Genomic DNA, 17,165 nt, shown 5'->3' with positions numbered 1-17,165 from the left:
TATGGACTACTTTTCGCAGATTATCGGTGGATTTGCGGTGTATTGGTGGCTAGTTCCGGTTGTATTGATAATCAGCTTTTCTCAATCCCCTTGGTTTAAAGGGCTTCTCGGTGAGTTTCTAGTTAAGTTGACCGCGAAGCTCAGGCTGCCAGCAAATACTTACCATCGTGTTCACAATGTTACCTTACCTGCGGCTGATGGAACTACTCAGATTGACCACATTTTTGTATCACGATACGGCATCTTTGTAGTAGAAACGAAGTATATGAAAGGGTGGGTTTTTGGGGGAGAAAAACAATCACAATGGACCCAGAAGCTCTACAGAAAATCATACAAATTTCAGAACCCACTTCGTCAGAATTACAAACACTTAAAAGCTCTTGAGTCCGCGCTCGGTTTGTCGCCTGACGTTATACACTCGGTTATTGTTTTTGCTGGTGACAGTACTTTCAAGTCGCCGATGCCTGCCAACGTAACCTGTGGTGGTGGCTACATAACCTACATCAAATCATTTACTAAGCCAGTGTTGAGTGAGGCGAGTATACACAATATTTTGTCAAAAATTGGTTCGCTTCGACTAAAATCATCTTGGAAGACAGATTATCAGCATGTCCAGAACCTTAGAGCACGCTATGATTCAGCAGCTAACCGTCAGTGTCCCAAATGTGGAGGGAGCATGGTTCTTCGTATTGCCAAAAGAGGAGCGACTGCGGGTAATGAGTTCTGGGGGTGTTCTGCTTACCCGAAGTGCAAAACGGTGCAAAATGTTACCAAGTAATTTATTACTTTACCCAATGCTTGCTCACGTTCTGTGGGTGGCTTTTCTCTATGTTTTACTTACACTAGTGCGCGCTCCTTCGGTGTGGGGTCTTATTCAGTCTAAGAAGGAGCCTTGGGGCGAGGTTGAGCCACGAATTAGTGCGAATTTGTCGAATCAGTTTGAGTGGCCGTTATTCTTTTATGTGGTGTGTGTATTGTTAGTTAGTCAGGGGAGTGCGGTTGACTCTGTGCAGGTTTGGCTCGCTTGGGTGTTTGTCGCTGGGCGTTTATTTCATAGCTGTGTTCAGATTTTGACTAAGAATGTACGTTTGAGAGGACTTGTGTTCACAATTAACTTTTTAGCTGTGTTAGCTATGTGGTTTTTATTTATTTTTAATCGTTAACTGTAAACCGCCAATTAAGCTGACTCCGCGTCCACATCATGGCGGTTAAGCCGAAGTAAAGCGACATGTATAGGGCGAAGTGCCATTCGATGATGTTTTCGGCTTGATCGGCCCAGCTGACGCCGGTGGCTTTGATGGTGACGTTGGCAATGCCAAGGCACCAGTAGAGTATCATTAGAATAAATTGTGCTTTGAGGAACTGTCTGGTTCGTTTGTGTAATGAGTTTTTGACTTTTTGAAGGCTTCGGATGCTGAGCATCTGGGCGAGGACTGTGAGGGCGAAGTAGAAGGTGATGCCGTAGCGGCGCATAAATTGGTAGAAGTCGCCTTCAGTACCGAGGAAATTGACGTAGAGGATTAAAAACAGTGCGCCGATACTGCCAAGGGTAAATATAGCTCGATTTGTTTTGTCTGTTATTTGTTTTAACCAAATACTTTGTAGATACCAGAAAAACACCAACAAAGCAGTGGTTGGCATCATTAGGCCGCGAAATATAAAGATAGCGTTACCTTCGCGAGCAGCTCGACTAATTGAAGTGCAACCTTGGAAGTAAGGTATACATTCTCTAGCCACACCTTCCCATAACCCAAGAAAAAACGCCCCATGCGCAGCAATGATAGGGATCAAGCAAACACTCCAAGCGATGTGATGTGGGCGCAAGTTGGCTCCTTTTTAAGGTGGATCTATAGACTTTAAAGACATTGAATCCCGCGGTCAGACCGCGGGATGACAGGAGTATTAAAGCTTTTTCTTCAGTCGCTTTTCGACCATTTTCTTTTCCCAGTTGATGTTGAAGATATTCATAACCTCATAGGCTTGTAGGCCGTGGAAGATTAGACCTAGCGTCCAAGCTCCCCATGGGATAAGCATCTCTGAAATTTTTCCTGTAAAAATAAAGATTACAGTGAAGATGATGTAAAACGCTATATGTCCATAGAAGTCTTTAATGCCTTTGACGTATTCCATGGCATCAGCTTCTTCGTCGGACACTTTTTCTACCGGACGTTTTTCTAGCTCACTAGTTTCGTTAGTGTTAGTTGCGTTCATAACAGGCTCCTTGGTTTGCTGTTCCTGAGCTTGAGTGTGTTTTAACTCAGGAGGTTGAAACGTGGCGATATCCACTTCAAATACAGCAGCGAGAGCTTTTTGACTTTCTAGGCTGGCGGGTTGGCCGCGTTCAATACGCTGAATGGTGCGGACGCTGAGTCCGGTCATTTCGGCGAGTTGTTCTTGTGACCATCCGTTACGTAATCGTAGTTTTCTTACAATCATGTTTCCAATCCTAATATCAGTATTGAGTTAAGCTTTAAAGCCGTTGTTGTAGTGGCTATCGAGTGAGCCTGTATTATTAAAATACTGTGTTGAGTATACCACGCCATAAAGGGGACAGTAGCGTTGATGTCACCTGACATTAAGGCGACAGTCTATATAAATCAATGAGTTATAGGTGCGTTAGGCAAGGCTGTAAATGGTGAAACTGCCAAGGGCTAAGCACAGAATGCCGTAAAGTTGGATGAATTTAATGACGGTGGGAATGACTTTTTTGGCAAAAGTGTGATGCCAACGCCAAGGTAAACCGACTAGCATGAGCGAGGTGATAATGATGATCCAGCCGAAGATGCCGAAAAGATCGCTGAAGGCCATGTCCGGTGCGTGGACGACGATAGAGGCGCCAATTATTAAGCGTAGTGTTTGTTCGAGGAAGTGGTGCCATGGGGTTTTGACGAAAGCCTTGAGGAACTGAATAGCCTTGGGCTTAGCAAGTAAGATGACGAACTCAAAGGCTATGAGTCCTAAGGCGAAAAGCCATACAGTCGCTTCAACGATCAGTGCCATGCTTAACCTTGTGATTATAGAGGTTTCTTATTTATAGCACGCCTTCATGTTTGAGCAACCATTCTTTAGCTTTTAGCCCTCCAGCATAGCCGGTTAATGTGCCGTTAGCGCCAATCACGCGGTGGCAGGGCACGATTATGGAAATCGGGTTTTTACCATTGGCAGCGCCAACAGCGCGACTGGCATTTTTGTTGCCGATGGCCACTGCCAGCTGACCATAATTCCATGTTGTACCAAAAGGAATGGTGATTAAGGTTTGCCAGACTTGCTTCTGGAAGTCTGTACCCTGTGATTCTAAGGGGATTGAAAACGTTTGGCGCGTCCCCTCAAAGTACTCGTTCAGTTGTGACTTTGTTTGCTCCAATACCGCGTTTGACTGTTGGGTTAACGTCGATTTCTCAACCTTTGCCCACGGCTTAAATAACAAGGCTTTTAAGTGTTGCTCAGTAGCGTAAAGGTGGACGGTGCCAAAAGGGCAGCTCATCTGTTGATAATACATCGTCATAATTTATTTTATTGCCTCTTATAGCGAGTGCCACAAATGAAGCGTGGCGTAACTACGCCAAGGGCTCCAGCTGTCGGTATCAGTTATGTTGTGTGCTTCCAGCGCTTTGAGTACGCCTAAATCTTTTTCAGGGAAGGCATCTGTATCTTGGCCACTACGAAGTTTGATGTATTCGTAACTCCAAGGGCCTATGCCTTTGATATCAAGCATGTCAGCCAGGTTTACGTCTTGTTGTTCTGTTTTTACAAACCAAGTGGCGAAATCGGTCAAGGTCTGTTTCCTGCGATTAGGCATTTTTAGGAAGTTCAAGTCCGCATTCATGACCTCCTCAGGGGTTGGGAAAAGCTTGTAGTGGTCGTTATAAGCACTACCCACTCGCTCAATAAGTTGGTGAGTATGACCGTAGGCGGCTTTGACAGAAACTTGCTGCCCTAAGATTGCTTTGATACCAGCTTCGAAGGTGTTCCAGCACGCTGGAAGCCTCAAGCCTTTGGTCATGATGGGTTTTAGTTTTCTGTCTTTGGCTAAGTGCTGCTCAATAGTGCTGACGTCGCTGTCGAGATCCAAAACTTGTTTAATTTGAGCAATAGCAGGCATCAGTTGTGCATTATCTTGTAACTCTATTTCTACGGAGAATCGATTCTTGCTAGGCTGATGAGTCGCTTTAAACCAGCCATGGCTTTGATTTATGGTGAAGCTTCTACAGTAACTATTGTCATCAACGGATTCGATCAAAGAGAGCTCACGAAGTTTTAGAAACTGCTGCATTTGTTGCCAGTTATAAGGTGGTCGGTAGGAGAGGTGCAGTGCAATATTAACGCCTTGTGTCTGACCTTTGTGGGATTTTTTTCGTAACTCACTGGGCGATAACCTCATGGTCGCTTTAAAGCTATCGTTAAAACGACGGACGCTGTTAAAACCAGAGCTTAGCGCAATGTCTGTAATCGACAGTTTGGTTTGTTGAAGTAGCTGCTTGGCCAACATTAGCCTGTGATGATTGGCATAGCTTTGCGGCGACATGCCAAGGTGCTGCTCAAATATTTTTCTTAAGTAACGATCACTTATACCAAGCGATTCGCTAAACACTTGGATAGTTTGGTGATTCAAGGCTCCGGACTGAATCCGCTGCATGGCTTTATGTAATATGGCTTCATTTCCAAGCCAAGCGGAAGAGTGTGGAGCCGATTCGGGCCTGCAGCGTAAGCAAGGCCTAAAACCAGCTTCCTGTGCTTGAGCTGCGCTTTGATAATAAACTACGTTATGTTCTTTGGGCGGGTTGGCCGGACAGATTGGTCGACAGTAGATTTTGGTGGTTTTTACCGCGACAAAGAATTTCCCATCGTAGCGGGAGTCTCGGGCCAGTCGTGCTTTTTGGTAGCTCTGCATGAGTTGTGTCACAGTAGTTAACGTTATGTTTATGCTATCACTTTATTGTGATAACACTAGCCATATTCGGAACTAAATGATTGGCTACTGGTTAGGGAACCAGCTGTCGCTAGCGCAGTCTGAATAATTAAACCATCTTCTGGAGCCACAATGGTTAAACAAGCATTCGTGACTAAGATCGTTATCCTAGCTTTAGCGTTATTCAGCAAAGACCTGCAAGCATCAGTCATGTCACAGCAGTTGGTTGAAGCCGCGCATGAAAGAACCAAGCACTTTGTCGTCTATGACGGTTCGTACCGCAAGATTGACTACCCAATGGGGGATGTTCCAGAGAATATTGGCGTCTGCACTGATGTTATCATTCGAAGTTATCGTCAGCTGGGCATCGATCTCCAGCAATTGGTTCATGAGGATATGAAGGCTAACTTTAATCAATACCCAAAAAACTGGGGGTTAACCAGGCCTGATACCAATATCGACCATCGGCGCGTGCCTAATCTAGAGCGCTATTTTGAACGTCATGGGCAAGTTTTAGCGATAAGTGATAAAGCTGAAGACTATCAAGCTGGAGATATCGTTAGCTGGCGTCTTGAGGGAGGTTTCCCTCATATTGGTATTGTGACCAATAAAAAATCGGACAACAGCGATAACCTGATGATAGTACATAACATTGGTCTAGGGCCTAAACTAGAAGATGTTTTGTTCAGTTATAGAGTGGTTGGGCACTACCGCTACCTGCCGAGTTCAGCTGAACTCACTAGCCAATAGGTAAACAAGTGTTTGAGCAAAATTAATACAGAGTACAGACCAGTGGCAATAGAGAGTAAAGTTACCTTTTATAAGGCCATGATTTTGGGTTAGAATAGAGAAATTACGCCATAAATATATTAGTTGAATAGGCATGAGTTTAAACTTTTTGGATTTTGAGCGCCCGATTGCAGAGCTTGAGGCGCAGATTGATGAATTACGCTTAACCGGTGAAGATTCTAATATCAACATCAGTGAAGAAGTTGAGCGTTTGCAAAAAAAGTCTAAAGACTTAACTAAGAAAATCTTTTCAGACTTATCAGCATGGCAGGTTGCGCAATTAGCGCGCCATCCGCAGCGACCCTATACGCGTGACTATATTGAGCACGTGTTTGAAGATTTTGATGAGCTTGCCGGTGATCGTGCTTTCTCAGACGATGCGTCTATTGTAGGCGGCTTAGCTCGTTTAGAAGGTAAGCCATGTGTGGTAATTGGCCACCAAAAGGGCCGTGATACTAAAGCGAAAATCAAGCACAACTTTGGTATGTCTCGTCCTGAAGGTTACCGTAAAGCCAAGCGTTTGATGGAAATGGCGGAGCGTTTTAAGTTACCAGTCTTTACTTTTATCGATACGCCAGGTGCTTTCCCAGGAGTTGGTGCTGAAGAGCGTGGTCAAAGTGAAGCGATTGCTCGTAACTTAAAGGTGATGGCGACCCTTAAATCACCTATCATTGCTACAGTTATCGGCGAAGGCGGCTCGGGTGGTGCTCTGGCAATTGGTGTCGGCGATAAAGTTAATATGTTGCAATACTCGACTTACTCGGTGATTTCACCTGAAGGCTGTGCTTCGATTCTATGGAAAAGCGCTGAAAAAGCTGAAGAAGCAGCTGATGCCATGGGTATTACCGCTGGTCGTATTAAAGAGCTAGGCTTGATTGATAATATTGTTGAGGAGCCGCTTGGTGGTGCGCACCGCAACTACATCGATATGGCTAAAAACTTGAAGTCCCAACTGATTAAAGATTTAGATAGTCTTGAAGGTATGGAGACGGATAAGCTACTCGACCGTCGTTACGCAAAATTGATGGCTTTCGGTGAAGTAACCGAAGGTTAATCCTTTCATGAATAATCAAGAGCCAGTTGCTGCGGCAGTCAGTCGTTTTCTGGCTCAAGATTCATCCCAGTCTTTTTCTTCGTATGTGATTGCTCTCAGTGGTGGTGCCGACTCAGTCGCATTGCTGCACGCTTTTGCTCAGCAATTGAAAAAAGCGTCGTTAAGAGCCGTTTATATTGATCATCAATTGCAGGAAGCCTCATCACAGTGGGCCACATTCAATCAAGACTTATGCAAAAAACTTGGCTTAAAATTTGATGTCATCAAGGTTAAGGTTGCAGATGCAGCAAGTCTAGAGGCTGAGGCTCGCAAAGCGCGTTACAAAGCCTTTGCTGGAATTATTGGTCGGGATGAATGTTTATTGACCGGCCATCATCAAGACGATCAAGCAGAAACCTTGTTATTGCAGCTTTTTAGAGGTGCTGGCCCTAAAGGGTTATCGGCAATGCCTGAACAAGCTGCTTTTGGTAAAGGCGTTCATGCGCGACCGATGTTGCAGGTATCTAAGCGTGATATCTTAGACTATTGTGAACATTATAACTTACCATTTGTTGAAGACCCTTCGAATCAAGATACTCAATATCGCCGCAATTTCTTACGCAAAAAAGTCATTCCTTTGATGGAAACTGAGTGGCCAGAAGTTAAGGCAACTCTAGCTCGTGCAAGTGATATCCAAGCTTCTACTCAGGAGTTAATAGAAGAGGTCGCCTCGACTGATTTTGCTCGATGTTTTGACCTAGACAAGGGACTGTCTATTTCGTCTCTCGTGGCGTTAAGTCCGGTGCGTCAAACTCATGTATTACGGTATTGGTTACAACAGCTCGATCAGGATATGCCAAGCCAGAAAGTTATGGACCAGGTTTTGCAACAAATGTTACGTTCAGATCTTGATGCTCAGCCTTCAGTATCATTTGGTCATGGGGCTATTAAGCGATTCCAGGGCTATCTCATCTGGGTCAATGATGTGATTGATGAGCTTGAGCCTGTGCATGAAACATGGACGGCTGATAGTGATCTTGAATTAAGGTGCGGCGTGAAAATCTCCCTCAATTGGTTGAAACAAGACTCTCCAGAGCTGGTTGGAAAACCGTTACAGGTAAAAACTCGTCAAGGTGGTGAGCGCTTTCGGAAACGGAATGCAGAGCATACCACTAGCCTTAAAAATTATTTCCAAGAAGAGGGCGTCCGACCTTGGCAAAGAGACAGAGCGCTGTTGATTCTTTTCAAAGGTGAGGTCAGAGCCGTATTTACGGAGCACTTACAACAGGGTTGATCAACAGAAAGTTAGAATATGTCGTTTAATTGATCTATCGTCCATTGATGGTGTTGCGCCCAAGTTTTTATAATAGCCTGATCGTGCGCCTTAGCGAGAGCCCTAAATCCAGCGGTTTGATTACTTAAGGCATCTTCAATCGCGAGATTGTGAGCATAAAAAATGGGATCTAAAAAGGGCATTAGGGTTGGTTCATCAAGTGCAAAATTGACAGGCTTTTTATCCGCTAAGACTTCATTGTCTGAAAACTTAAAACCAAATTCATCTTCAGCCCCAGCATTCGCGAGAATTTTACCCGTAAACCACTCATGTTCATAACTATGGCTCAGTATGTCTTTAATACCTGTTGCGGTAATGATGACATCAGCTTGTTTTATAGCCTGCTCAACCTGCTTTGGTAACTCGGCTGAAATGGCTCGATATCCTCTGGACTCAATGATTGATAATCGCTCCGGCAACATATCGACCACCGAGATATGATCTGTTTTTTGAGAAAAATAATAGGCAATTCCAGTGCCCACTTTTCCAAAGCCAAAAATAAGTATGCGTTTGTTCTCTATTGCTTCTGACGATAGCTCTGTAACTGCTCGGTAAACGCCTTCTCCAGTGCCGAGACAGGTTTCGAGAGATTTGAGTCGTGTGTCATCAACAGAAACAATAGGAACTTGGCTGTCACTAAGTTGCTCATAACGAATGGCGCCAGTACGAGTGAGTTCAACGATCCCTTGAGTTGCTTGGCACTGCTCAATAAGTTCGGCTCCACAGTCCAGCAAAAAGTCGAATGAACCTTTCAAACTATGTAATGGTGTGAATTGAATCCCTTCACGGGATAAAGCGTCGATGCACTGAGTGGAATCTTTGATGAAGCTTGGGTTGGTGACGGTAACCGATGCGCCAGATGCTTTTAAGCAAGCAATTTTGAGTAAGGTGGTTCGTGTCAAGGGGACATTATGAGCAATGGTCATGCCAGCGAAAGGTTTTCTGAACTGGTAATCTTCCAGCATCTTGTGCATAAAAGGAGCCGAGTTCACAGGGTATTGCTCGAAAAAATACTGGAAGTTTGTCATGGTCTCGTTTGCGGGAGGTTTGCTCTTTAATTCAGGGTTGGTCGAAAAAGGCCTGTATATTAGCCTTTTGATTCATCGCGTCTTTATAACCAAGCTCGATAAGACTTTGGGTAAAGCCTTTATCAAATAATAGATAACTTAGAATGCCTTTACCATCGTCGCCATCAACGCCAATACGCTTAAAGAAAAAGCGTAAGCCTCGTGGGAGATTATTGAAGTATTGGCCCGCCAGCTCTCCTGGTTCGATACTAGGAGAGATAATAAAGGTGTCAACTGTCTTCAAGGGTAGCTGCTCACGAACAGCATCAGACTCTGGAATATGTGCCAGCAGAGAATTGACTCGCATCAAGCGCTCAATATCGCTTTCTAAACTATCAATAAAAATACTGTCGAATAAATGCCCACTAATATCACCCACCGAAGGAATGGTAGACTTATGTTCCGGTTCCCCGCGAAGAGGCTTTACAGTCACCACAAAAAGCTTATCGGCACCTAGGTGTAATGCTGGACTCAGTGGTGTCAAAAAGCGTAGTGAGCCATCGCCAAAGTGTTCCTCGCCAATTTTTTGGGAAGGAAACACCATAGGAATTGCTGATGAAGCTAATAAGTGTTCAACGGTGAGCTTATCTTTACGCCCATAGCGACGAAAACGCTTCCACTCAACAAGATCGGGGTGCCCCTGAAAAAAGCTGACAGAGTTACCCGTATTATAGTTATAGCAGGTGGTGCAAACGGCTTTCAGGAGGCCGGCTTCATGGTTTTTTTCAATATCATCAAAACGGATAACTTTTTCGAGCAAGGTTTTTAGAGGCGTGTTATCTAGGAGGGATAGTGGCTGCTTTAAATTTTGTTTTGACCGAATAATGCTCCACAACCAACGTAGCGCCGATTGAGTCAGCGTCGATAAACTGGTTTTATACACTTGCTCTGGTGAAAAGTTTCCCCAAATGTCTTCTAAGCGTCTAGCACCATAATCGAATTGATGGCTATTGCTGGCGACTGCAGCGGCGTTAATGGCTCCGGCTGATGTGCCTGTGACAATGCTGAAAGGAGAGCGTTTTGGTGACTTTAATATATGATTGACGGCTTTCAACACGCCAGCTTGGTAGGCAGCTCGAGCACCGCCTCCAGAAAGAATGAGCCCCGCTGAGTTATCACCGACTTCATCATTCGCGATTTTGCTGTCTGTCATGTCTACAGAGCCCAGCGTTTGCGTAAAGCGGCGTAGACCTTATTCGGGTACTTAGCACGACCTCTTGAGCCATTATAGCGACCTAGAGCGTAAGTCAGGTTGTTTTTCTCTCTATCAATATACAGTTTTAAAATATAGCAGCCATAACGAATGTTGGTTTCCATATCAAACAACGAGTCATCAGGGTGGCCAATTTCCTTCTTCCAAAATGGCATGATCTGCATCAGCCCGCGCGCGTTAGCGACGGAAAGCGCGTAACGATCAAAGTTGCTTTCGACTTCCATGATGGCGAGCACAAGTTGTGGATCAACTTGCGCTTCATTGGCATAACGATGAACTAGGCTTAAAATCTTCAAGCGTTCTTCTGCTGGAATATGCGGCGCACGGCGTTTTAGCCGGCCCTCCATATCCTTCATCCAGACCGTAGCATCGTACTTATCGACAAAGTGGTTTTCTTGCTCCATCAACTGTTTAAGTTGCGCAGCAAAAGTTTCATCTGGGCGCTCCTGAGCGTATGCAGTCGCAACCCAAAGTATCAGCACTAATGTCGTGAGTACGAGCCGTAACATCCTGAATCTATTGCTTAATTCTGATTAAGAGTTTCTTGAATATAATCGACAACATTTTCAACTTCAAGATCTGCCTTCGCACTGTTGTCACGGTTTTTATATTCAATGGTATTGTTCTTCAAGCCACGGTCGCTGACCACCAAGCGGTGTGGAATCCCAACAAGCTCAGTATTGGCAAACATGACTCCAGGGCTTTCTTTTTGATCAAGGAACAATGTTTCTATACCTAGAGACTCAAGACGCTGGTATAAAGCTTCGGCCACCTGCTGCACACTTTCAGATTTGTGCATATTCATTGGAATAATTGCGACTTTAAAGGGCGCAATCGCTTCTGGCCAAATAATACCGCTATCATCATGATTTTGTTCAATGGCCGCGGCTACTATTCTTGAAACACCGATGCCATAACACCCCATGGATAAGTGCTTTGCTTTGCCGTTTTGATCCAATACAGTGCAGTTCATCGATTGTGAGTATTTATCCCCAAGCTGGAAAATATGACCCACTTCGATACCACGTTTAACTTCAAGAACACCTTTTCCATCAGGACTCTTATCGCCAGCAACAATATTTCTTAAGTCGAAAACGTCGGTGTATTCGGCATCACGTTTCCAGTTAACGCCGGTAAGGTGGAAGCCGTCTTCGTTAGCGCCACAGGCAAAATCACTCATTACTGCGGCATCACGATCAACAATGACTGGAATATTGAGACCTTGAGGACCACAAGAGCCTGGCGCGCAACCTGCAGCCTCTTTGACTTGATCGTCGCTGACTAGCACTAAAGGTTCTTCGATAAGGTTATGTTTGGCCGCTTTGATCTCATTAAGGTCGTGATCGCCACGTAAACAAAGGGCGACCACCGGTTGCTCTTCAGTGCTGCCTTGGACAAACAAGGTTTTTAATACTTGGCTTGTTTCAATGCCCATGGATTCCGCCGCTTGTTTAACTGTGCGACAGTTTGGCGTAGCGACTTTTTCCACCTCTTTGGTTGGAGCCGGTGCATCACCTTCTGGAGCCAAACTTTCAGCTTTTTCAATATTGGCGGCATAGTCGCTTTCTGTACTAAAGGCAATTGCGTCTTCACCAGACTCAGCTAATACATGGAATTCGTGTGAGCCACTACCACCAATAGCTCCTGTGTCGGCTAGAACAGGGCGGTAATCCAACCCTATGCGGTCAAACACATTACAGTAGGCCTGGTGCATTTTCTGATAGGTGTCATTAAGGGACTCTTCATCGATATGGAATGAGTAAGCGTCCTTCATAATGAATTCGCGTGAGCGCATGACGCCAAAGCGAGGGCGTACTTCGTCACGGAACTTAGTTTGTATTTGATAAAAATTAGCAGGTAACTGTTTGTAGCTGCTGAGTTCATCACGAATAACTGCCGTGATGATTTCTTCATGGGTTGGGCCCAAGCAGAAGTCACGGTCATGACGATCGTGGAAGCGCAGTAATTCTGGCCCAAACTGATCCCAGCGACCTGACTCTTCCCACAAGTCTGAAGGTTGAACTGAAGGCATTAGCATTTCAACTGAGCCAGCTTTATTCATTTCTTCACGAACAATGTTTTCCACTTTGCGGAGAACTCTTAATCCAGTCGGCAGCCATGTATATAAACCTGAAGCTACTTTGCGAATCATACCTGCTCGCAACATCAGCTTATGACTGATCAGTTCAGCATCGCTTGGCTCTTCTTTTAGGGTAGAAAGTAAGTATTGACTGCTACGCATTGGAGTCCCTAGTTATTGGTCTAAATTATCAAAATTGTGGGCTATTGTAGCAAGGTTTAAATTTGCTACAAAGCTGGTAAATCGTATAAATGGGCTCATTTTGAAGATTTTATTGTGCAAATTTTGTACAATGGTTGTGTCTACGTGACAAAAGTATCGTTGAAATGGTTTTTTATTCTTTTACCTGGAGGATATATGACTAATTTTAAAATGCTAGTAGCTGCTGTATCGACTGCAGTGATTTTTGGCTGTAGCACCACGTCAGAAAGAGATTACATTGTTAAATCTTCTGCTGATGATGAGTACGTTTATATTATTGATTATGAAAAGGTCGCTTTAGTTGAGCAGGCCAGAAAAGATTCGCTTCATAACCTTGATACCTACTGGGTTAACCCTCCTGTTAAGCGTATTAAACGTAGCGAATTAGAGGCAATGCAAAAGCAATAAGTCCAGCGTTTACCAGACTTATTGCTACTGTGAAGTAAGAGCCCCTTAGTGGACTCGCTTCCCCTCAATCCAAGTTTCTAGCACTTGGACGTCATCTATTTGGTCTTCTGAAACTGTAAAAATGTCTTTATCGATTAGGATAAAATCTGCTTGTTTCCCTTCTTCTAAAGACCCAATTTTGTTTTCCCAGAAACTGGCGTAAGCCGCGTCTATAGTGAAGCTTTTTAGTGCTTCAGCTACCGTTAGCTTTTGCGTCGGTAACCATCCATCTTCTGGCAAATTATCAGAATCTTGTCGCGTTACAGCAGCGTGAAGTCCAAGGAAAGGGTTAGCTTTTTCGACGGGGAAGTCTGAGCCTGAAGCAATAACCACATCGTTATCAAGGAAGGTGCGCCAAGCGTACGCGCCTTCCAGTCTTTCTTCACCGAGTCGATCACCAGCCATATTCATATCGCTGGTGGCATGAGTGGGTTGCATTGAAGCGATAACGCCAAGCTTTGCGAACATTGGGATTTCTTCTGGAACCACTACTTGGGCGTGCTCAATGCGGTGACGAAGTTTTTTGGCTGAACGGTCTTCGTCCAGTTTTGACAATTCTTCTAGCACCATATGGTTGGCGGCATCACCAATGGCATGAATGTTGGTTTGGAAACCATACTTAGTGATGAGTGCTAAGTACTGGCCTAACTTGTCCGCCGTGGTTAATAGTAATCCTTTGTTGTCAGGCTCGTCTGAGTACGGCTCTAGTAGGGCTGCGCCACGACTACCTAGCGCGCCGTCAGTATATAACTTCACGGATTGAATCTTTAAAAATGGCTGATTCACTCTGCCGAATTTCAGCATGGCTTCTAGCCGAGGATCGGCGCCACTAAGCATGGCATAGACTCTAAGCGGAATACGGTTCTTGTCCGAAAGTTCTAGCATTAATTTATAGGTTTCAAAGTCAACGCCAGCGTCGTGAACGGAAGTGATGCCAAGACTGATGAGGTGGTCAAAGGCCAGTTTTAGCGCTGTTTTGCGCTCTTTCTTATTCAGAGGCGGTATTTTATTTTCTACCAAGCTCATCGCCGCATCAATCAAGACGCCGGTCGCTTCGCCGTTTTCATCACGGATGATTTTTCCACCTTCAGGATCAGGCGTGCTCTTATCGATACCAGCGAGCTTTAGTGCTTTACTGTTTGCCCAGCCTGCGTGTCCATCAATACGACTGAGCCAAATAGGGCGATCGGCAATCACCTTATCCAATGACGATTTCGTTGGGAATTCTTTACTGAGCCAAAGTACTTGGTTCCAACCGCGTCCCAGAACCCATCGTGTATCAGGGTTTTTCTCTGCATAGCTGACCACGGCTTTGACCGTCTCATCTTCGGATTCAATGCCTCGTAAATTAACCCGCATCAGGTTTAATCCCAAGCCCAGTAAATGACCGTGTGCATCAATTAAGCCTGGTAATAAGGTTTTGCCTTTTCCATCAATAGAAATGCTGAAGCTGTGCAGCTTTGAGAGTTCTTCCTGCTCACCAGTAGCCAAAATAACGCCATCTTCAAATAAGATGCTGTTAAATTGCTTTAACTCCCCATCGGCAAAGGTGTAGCCTTTGACGTTATGCAGTAGGGTTGGTAATGCCTTGGCAGAGCCAACCCACAGTAATCCAAGTAATAATAATGAGATGAAGGTTTGAATTGTTTTTTTCATGTGTAATAAACATTTATCGATGGATTGACATACTCTAATACAAGTCATTGGCAATATAAAGGTACCTAGTCCAGAAACCTTGTTGAGATATAAACCATTGATTTTCATAAGCTAACATCAAACTGTCATATTTTTGTCCTCTCTTTGTCATGCGCCTCGTATATAAATGACAAAACAAAAGAGGATAAGTATGTTTAAATCGTTTAGAGGCTTACCAGATCTACCCTACGCTGTTGCGCCAAGAGAGCAGGCTAAATATCAAAGCGCTATTCTAGAATTGGCACAAGAGCTGATTAAGCGCCCTTCAATAACTCCTAGTGACGGTGGCTGTACTGAGCTACTGTTGAGTCGATTAGAAAGCATTGGATTTGTGACTGAATACCTCAATAAAAACGAGGTAACGAATCTTTGGGCAAAGCGCGGTGACTCAGGTGATAAGCACCCAAGCCTAGTGTTCTCTGGGCATACCGATGTCGTGCCACCTGGACAAAATGCCAAGTGGGAAACCGAGCCGTTTATGCCGACGATAAAGGATGGTTATATTTATGGGCGTGGGGCTTCGGATATGAAAGGAAGCTTAGCTGCCATGATCGTCGCCGTTGAGAGTTTTGTGAAGAAGTACCCACAGCATAAAGGCGCAATCGGATTCATGTTGACCAGTGATGAAGAAGGTGAGGCGATTGACGGTACTCAGCATATTGTTCAGTCGCTTCAGGCTCGTCATGAAGTCGTGGATTATGCCATCGTTGGAGAGCCCACGACCGACAAGCAACTCGGGGACTCAATACGTATTGGACGCCGCGGTTCCATTAATGGAACAATCACCATTCAAGGAAAGCAAGGTCACGTTGGATACCCTGAGCAATTAAGTAACCCGATACATAACGCCTCAAAATTAATCCATAAGCTAGCGACTAAGCGCTGGGATATGCCGAGTCGATACTTCCCATCGACGAGCTTCCAGTTAGTGAAAGTCCACTCAGAGAGTGGCGCTATGAATGTGACACCAGCAGCGTTGGAGATGGTGTTTAACTTCCGCTATTCACCCCGTAATTCATTCGACAAAATTAAGTCATACGTCGAAAAGAAAGCACATAAATACGGCTTAGAAGCAAAATTTGCGTGGGAGCACGAAGCTTCCCCTTACTTAACGCGCCGCGGTAGGCTCAGAAAAACCGTGCAAAAAGTGATACAGCAAGAAACTCAGATTAAAACCAAGCTGACTACTGGGGGAGGTATTTCGGATGGCCGTTATATCAAACAATTAGCGAAACAGGTTATCGAGTTAGGGCCCTGCAACAAAACTATTCACCAAGCTAATGAGCGAGTGTCTATCAGCGAACTCAATAGGCTGTGTCATTTATATTTTAGGCTGTTAGAAGAATTACTCATAAAAAATAACTCATAAAACCATCGATACATTCAATAGGGCTTCTCTGGAATTAGAGCGCATCCAGCGCTAAGCTGTGGTTATATGACTTATTGTGAAACAAAATTATGTTAGAAATAGCCGCTATTGACCATATCGTTCTTCGTACAGACAAGCTTGATGCAATGCTCGACTTTTACTGTAACGTTCTTGGCTGCACTATTGAGCGAGAAACCTCAAAAGAATTAGGCTTAATTCAACTGAGAGCGGGAACAGCATTGATAGACTTAGTGACCATAGATGGGAAGTTGGGACAGCTTGGTGGTAACGCGCCCGCTGACAAAGACAACAATCTTGACCACTTTTGTTTACAGCTCAAGCCTATATCCGAAAGCGCTATTTTAGAGCACTTAAAATCTCACGGGGTTCATGTCGGTGAGTTTGATGAGCGCTATGGGGCGCAAGGCTTTGGCCAGTCGCTTTATATTCAAGACCCACAAGGTAATACGGTAGAATTACGCTCACAGATTTAGTCTTGAAAATCGTTATTGATCGGACCAAACTGCCAGTTCATTACCGCTAGGCTCAGTGAAGTGAAAACGTCTGCCGCCAGGGAATGAAAATATGGGCTTTACTATTGAGCCACCGTTTTCTTCGACTGTTTTTAACGTATCCTCTAATTGCTTGGTGTAAAGCACCACTAAAACGCTACCGTTATCTGTGAGGGACTTGAGTTCTGATTGGTAAAAGCCACCTTCAACGCCTGAGTCGCTAAAGGCAAGGTACTCAGGACCATAGCTGGTAAAACTCCAACCAAAGGCTTTCTCAAAAAATAACTGTGTGGCGGTTAGGTTTATTGCCGGAAATTCCACATAATTGATGTGCGTATGACTCATAGTGAGCTTCCTATCTTGAGACATCCGTTAAGACATCTGTGAGCGTTCTTTGATGTATAAATTGATTACTAAAGTTATAGCGTTAAAGCGATGAAAAGAAAAGCCCGCTAGGCTGATAGGGAGCTTCGCAGGCTAAATATGTCACGAGAAGTTTATTGTTATGAGTATAGTG

General features: G+C 44.5%; 19 protein-coding genes. 8 read left to right on the top strand and 11 right to left on the bottom strand.

Going from position 1 to position 17,165, the window contains the following annotated elements; all coding sequences use genetic code 11:
- The first annotated feature begins 1 nt into the window (after position 1).
- Both TQ33_RS07950 and TQ33_RS07945 read left to right on the top strand, forming a co-directional pair.
- Complete coding sequence (locus TQ33_RS07950) at positions 2–778, top strand: nuclease-related domain-containing protein (RefSeq protein WP_046561580.1); 777 nt, start codon at positions 2–4, stop codon at positions 776–778.
- On the top strand, positions 765–1,163 hold the full coding sequence (locus tag TQ33_RS07945; protein WP_046561579.1) for an MAPEG family protein: 399 nt from the start codon (positions 765–767) through the stop codon (positions 1,161–1,163). Before TQ33_RS07950 ends, TQ33_RS07945 begins: the two co-directional genes overlap by 14 nt.
- Here the strand turns inward: TQ33_RS07945 and TQ33_RS07940 are convergent.
- The 5 genes from TQ33_RS07940 to TQ33_RS07920 all read right to left on the bottom strand — a co-directional run bounded on the left by TQ33_RS07940 (position 1,153) and on the right by TQ33_RS07920 (position 4,903).
- Positions 1,153–1,824, bottom strand: coding sequence for a hypothetical protein (locus TQ33_RS07940; RefSeq protein WP_046561578.1), 672 nt, complete (start codon positions 1,822–1,824; stop codon positions 1,153–1,155). The genes TQ33_RS07945 and TQ33_RS07940 overlap by 11 nt on opposite strands.
- A 78-nt stretch (positions 1,825–1,902) precedes the next feature.
- Entirely contained in the window at positions 1,903–2,436 is a 534-nt protein-coding gene (locus tag TQ33_RS07935; RefSeq protein ID WP_046561577.1) for a helix-turn-helix domain-containing protein, read from the bottom strand.
- Positions 2,437–2,616: 180 nt separating this feature from the next.
- Entirely contained in the window at positions 2,617–3,000 is a 384-nt protein-coding gene (locus TQ33_RS07930) for a hypothetical protein (RefSeq protein WP_046561576.1), read from the bottom strand.
- Between the two features lie 31 nt (positions 3,001–3,031).
- Complete coding sequence (locus tag TQ33_RS07925; protein WP_218915760.1) at positions 3,032–3,505, bottom strand: methylated-DNA--[protein]-cysteine S-methyltransferase; 474 nt, start codon at positions 3,503–3,505, stop codon at positions 3,032–3,034.
- Positions 3,506–3,523: 18 nt separating this feature from the next.
- Positions 3,524–4,903, bottom strand: coding sequence for a DNA-3-methyladenine glycosylase 2 family protein (locus tag TQ33_RS07920; protein ID WP_228640088.1), 1,380 nt, complete (start codon positions 4,901–4,903; stop codon positions 3,524–3,526).
- Positions 4,904–5,041: 138 nt separating this feature from the next.
- On the opposite strand from TQ33_RS07920, the gene TQ33_RS07915 reads away from it, so the two are divergent.
- The 3 genes from TQ33_RS07915 to tilS all read left to right on the top strand — a co-directional run bounded on the left by TQ33_RS07915 (position 5,042) and on the right by tilS (position 8,025).
- On the top strand, positions 5,042–5,659 hold the full coding sequence (locus TQ33_RS07915; RefSeq protein ID WP_179944366.1) for a DUF1287 domain-containing protein: 618 nt from the start codon (positions 5,042–5,044) through the stop codon (positions 5,657–5,659).
- Between the two features lie 133 nt (positions 5,660–5,792).
- Positions 5,793–6,752 carry an acetyl-CoA carboxylase carboxyl transferase subunit alpha gene (accA, locus tag TQ33_RS07910; protein WP_046561574.1) on the top strand — a complete coding sequence of 320 codons (960 nt, stop codon included), beginning with the start codon at positions 5,793–5,795 and terminating at the stop codon, positions 6,750–6,752.
- 7 nt (positions 6,753–6,759) lie between these two features.
- Positions 6,760–8,025: a tRNA lysidine(34) synthetase TilS gene (tilS, locus tag TQ33_RS07905; protein ID WP_046561573.1), complete on the top strand. Its 1,266-nt coding sequence runs from the start codon at positions 6,760–6,762 to the stop codon at positions 8,023–8,025.
- An 11-nt stretch (positions 8,026–8,036) separates the two neighbouring features.
- On the opposite strand, the gene TQ33_RS07900 is transcribed toward tilS, so the two are convergent.
- The 4 genes from TQ33_RS07900 to TQ33_RS07885 are packed head-to-tail and all read right to left on the bottom strand — an operon-like array spanning position 8,037 to position 12,586.
- Positions 8,037–9,092, bottom strand: coding sequence for a Rossmann-fold NAD(P)-binding domain-containing protein (locus TQ33_RS07900; RefSeq protein WP_046561572.1), 1,056 nt, complete (start codon positions 9,090–9,092; stop codon positions 8,037–8,039).
- Positions 9,093–9,123: 31 nt separating this feature from the next.
- On the bottom strand, positions 9,124–10,284 hold the full coding sequence (locus tag TQ33_RS07895) for a patatin-like phospholipase family protein (RefSeq protein ID WP_046561571.1): 1,161 nt from the start codon (positions 10,282–10,284) through the stop codon (positions 9,124–9,126).
- A gap of 2 nt (positions 10,285–10,286) precedes the next feature.
- Positions 10,287–10,853, bottom strand: coding sequence for a transglycosylase SLT domain-containing protein (locus TQ33_RS07890; protein ID WP_046561570.1), 567 nt, complete (start codon positions 10,851–10,853; stop codon positions 10,287–10,289).
- Positions 10,854–10,867: 14 nt separating this feature from the next.
- Positions 10,868–12,586: a proline--tRNA ligase gene (locus tag TQ33_RS07885; RefSeq protein WP_046561569.1), complete on the bottom strand. Its 1,719-nt coding sequence runs from the start codon at positions 12,584–12,586 to the stop codon at positions 10,868–10,870.
- A 195-nt stretch (positions 12,587–12,781) separates the two neighbouring features.
- Between TQ33_RS07885 and TQ33_RS07880 the strand changes: the two genes are divergently transcribed.
- Complete coding sequence (locus tag TQ33_RS07880) at positions 12,782–13,033, top strand: hypothetical protein (RefSeq protein WP_046561568.1); 252 nt, start codon at positions 12,782–12,784, stop codon at positions 13,031–13,033.
- Positions 13,034–13,078: 45 nt separating this feature from the next.
- Here the strand turns inward: TQ33_RS07880 and TQ33_RS07875 are convergent, their stop codons facing one another.
- Positions 13,079–14,728, bottom strand: coding sequence for an amidohydrolase (locus TQ33_RS07875; protein ID WP_046561567.1), 1,650 nt, complete (start codon positions 14,726–14,728; stop codon positions 13,079–13,081).
- Positions 14,729–14,918: 190 nt separating this feature from the next.
- Here TQ33_RS07875 and dapE point away from each other — a divergent pair, with 190 nt between their 5' ends.
- Together dapE and TQ33_RS07865 are read left to right on the top strand one after the other, a co-directional pair.
- Positions 14,919–16,136 carry a succinyl-diaminopimelate desuccinylase gene (gene dapE, locus TQ33_RS07870; RefSeq protein WP_052735251.1) on the top strand — a complete coding sequence of 406 codons (1,218 nt, stop codon included), beginning with the start codon at positions 14,919–14,921 and terminating at the stop codon, positions 16,134–16,136.
- An 89-nt stretch (positions 16,137–16,225) separates the two neighbouring features.
- Positions 16,226–16,630 carry a VOC family protein gene (locus TQ33_RS07865; RefSeq protein WP_046561566.1) on the top strand — a complete coding sequence of 135 codons (405 nt, stop codon included), beginning with the start codon at positions 16,226–16,228 and terminating at the stop codon, positions 16,628–16,630.
- 12 nt (positions 16,631–16,642) lie between these two features.
- Here TQ33_RS07865 and TQ33_RS07860 read toward each other — a convergent pair whose 3' ends face one another.
- Positions 16,643–16,993 carry a VOC family protein gene (locus TQ33_RS07860; RefSeq protein ID WP_046561565.1) on the bottom strand — a complete coding sequence of 117 codons (351 nt, stop codon included), beginning with the start codon at positions 16,991–16,993 and terminating at the stop codon, positions 16,643–16,645.
- Positions 16,994–17,165: the final 172 nt, after the last annotated feature.

Source organism: Kangiella geojedonensis, from assembly GCF_000981765.1.
Classification (GTDB): Bacteria; Pseudomonadota; Gammaproteobacteria; order Enterobacterales; family Kangiellaceae; genus Kangiella; species Kangiella geojedonensis.
This window is presented reverse-complemented; position numbering and strand designations above follow the sequence as displayed.

Excerpts from the sequence above, each read along its gene's own strand:
- TQ33_RS07865 (WP_046561566.1), top strand. The coding sequence starts at position 16,226 with ATGTTAGAAATAGCCGCTATTGACCATATCGTTCTTCGTACAGACAAG.
- TQ33_RS07890 (WP_046561570.1), bottom strand. The coding sequence starts at position 10,853 with ATGTTACGGCTCGTACTCACGACATTAGTGCTGATACTTTGGGTTGCG.
- TQ33_RS07950 (WP_046561580.1), top strand. The coding sequence starts at position 2 with ATGGACTACTTTTCGCAGATTATCGGTGGATTTGCGGTGTATTGGTGG.
- accA (WP_046561574.1), top strand. The coding sequence starts at position 5,793 with ATGAGTTTAAACTTTTTGGATTTTGAGCGCCCGATTGCAGAGCTTGAG.
- TQ33_RS07945 (WP_046561579.1), top strand. The coding sequence starts at position 765 with ATGTTACCAAGTAATTTATTACTTTACCCAATGCTTGCTCACGTTCTG.
- TQ33_RS07875 (WP_046561567.1), bottom strand. The coding sequence starts at position 14,728 with ATGAAAAAAACAATTCAAACCTTCATCTCATTATTATTACTTGGATTA.
- TQ33_RS07935 (WP_046561577.1), bottom strand. The coding sequence starts at position 2,436 with ATGATTGTAAGAAAACTACGATTACGTAACGGATGGTCACAAGAACAA.
- TQ33_RS07915 (WP_179944366.1), top strand. The coding sequence starts at position 5,042 with ATGGTTAAACAAGCATTCGTGACTAAGATCGTTATCCTAGCTTTAGCG.
- TQ33_RS07880 (WP_046561568.1), top strand. The coding sequence starts at position 12,782 with ATGACTAATTTTAAAATGCTAGTAGCTGCTGTATCGACTGCAGTGATT.
- TQ33_RS07925 (WP_218915760.1), bottom strand. The coding sequence starts at position 3,505 with ATGACGATGTATTATCAACAGATGAGCTGCCCTTTTGGCACCGTCCAC.
- TQ33_RS07895 (WP_046561571.1), bottom strand. The coding sequence starts at position 10,284 with ATGACAGACAGCAAAATCGCGAATGATGAAGTCGGTGATAACTCAGCG.
- TQ33_RS07885 (WP_046561569.1), bottom strand. The coding sequence starts at position 12,586 with ATGCGTAGCAGTCAATACTTACTTTCTACCCTAAAAGAAGAGCCAAGC.
- TQ33_RS07860 (WP_046561565.1), bottom strand. The coding sequence starts at position 16,993 with ATGAGTCATACGCACATCAATTATGTGGAATTTCCGGCAATAAACCTA.
- tilS (WP_046561573.1), top strand. The coding sequence starts at position 6,760 with ATGAATAATCAAGAGCCAGTTGCTGCGGCAGTCAGTCGTTTTCTGGCT.
- dapE (WP_052735251.1), top strand. The coding sequence starts at position 14,919 with ATGTTTAAATCGTTTAGAGGCTTACCAGATCTACCCTACGCTGTTGCG.
- TQ33_RS07930 (WP_046561576.1), bottom strand. The coding sequence starts at position 3,000 with ATGGCACTGATCGTTGAAGCGACTGTATGGCTTTTCGCCTTAGGACTC.
- TQ33_RS07900 (WP_046561572.1), bottom strand. The coding sequence starts at position 9,092 with ATGACAAACTTCCAGTATTTTTTCGAGCAATACCCTGTGAACTCGGCT.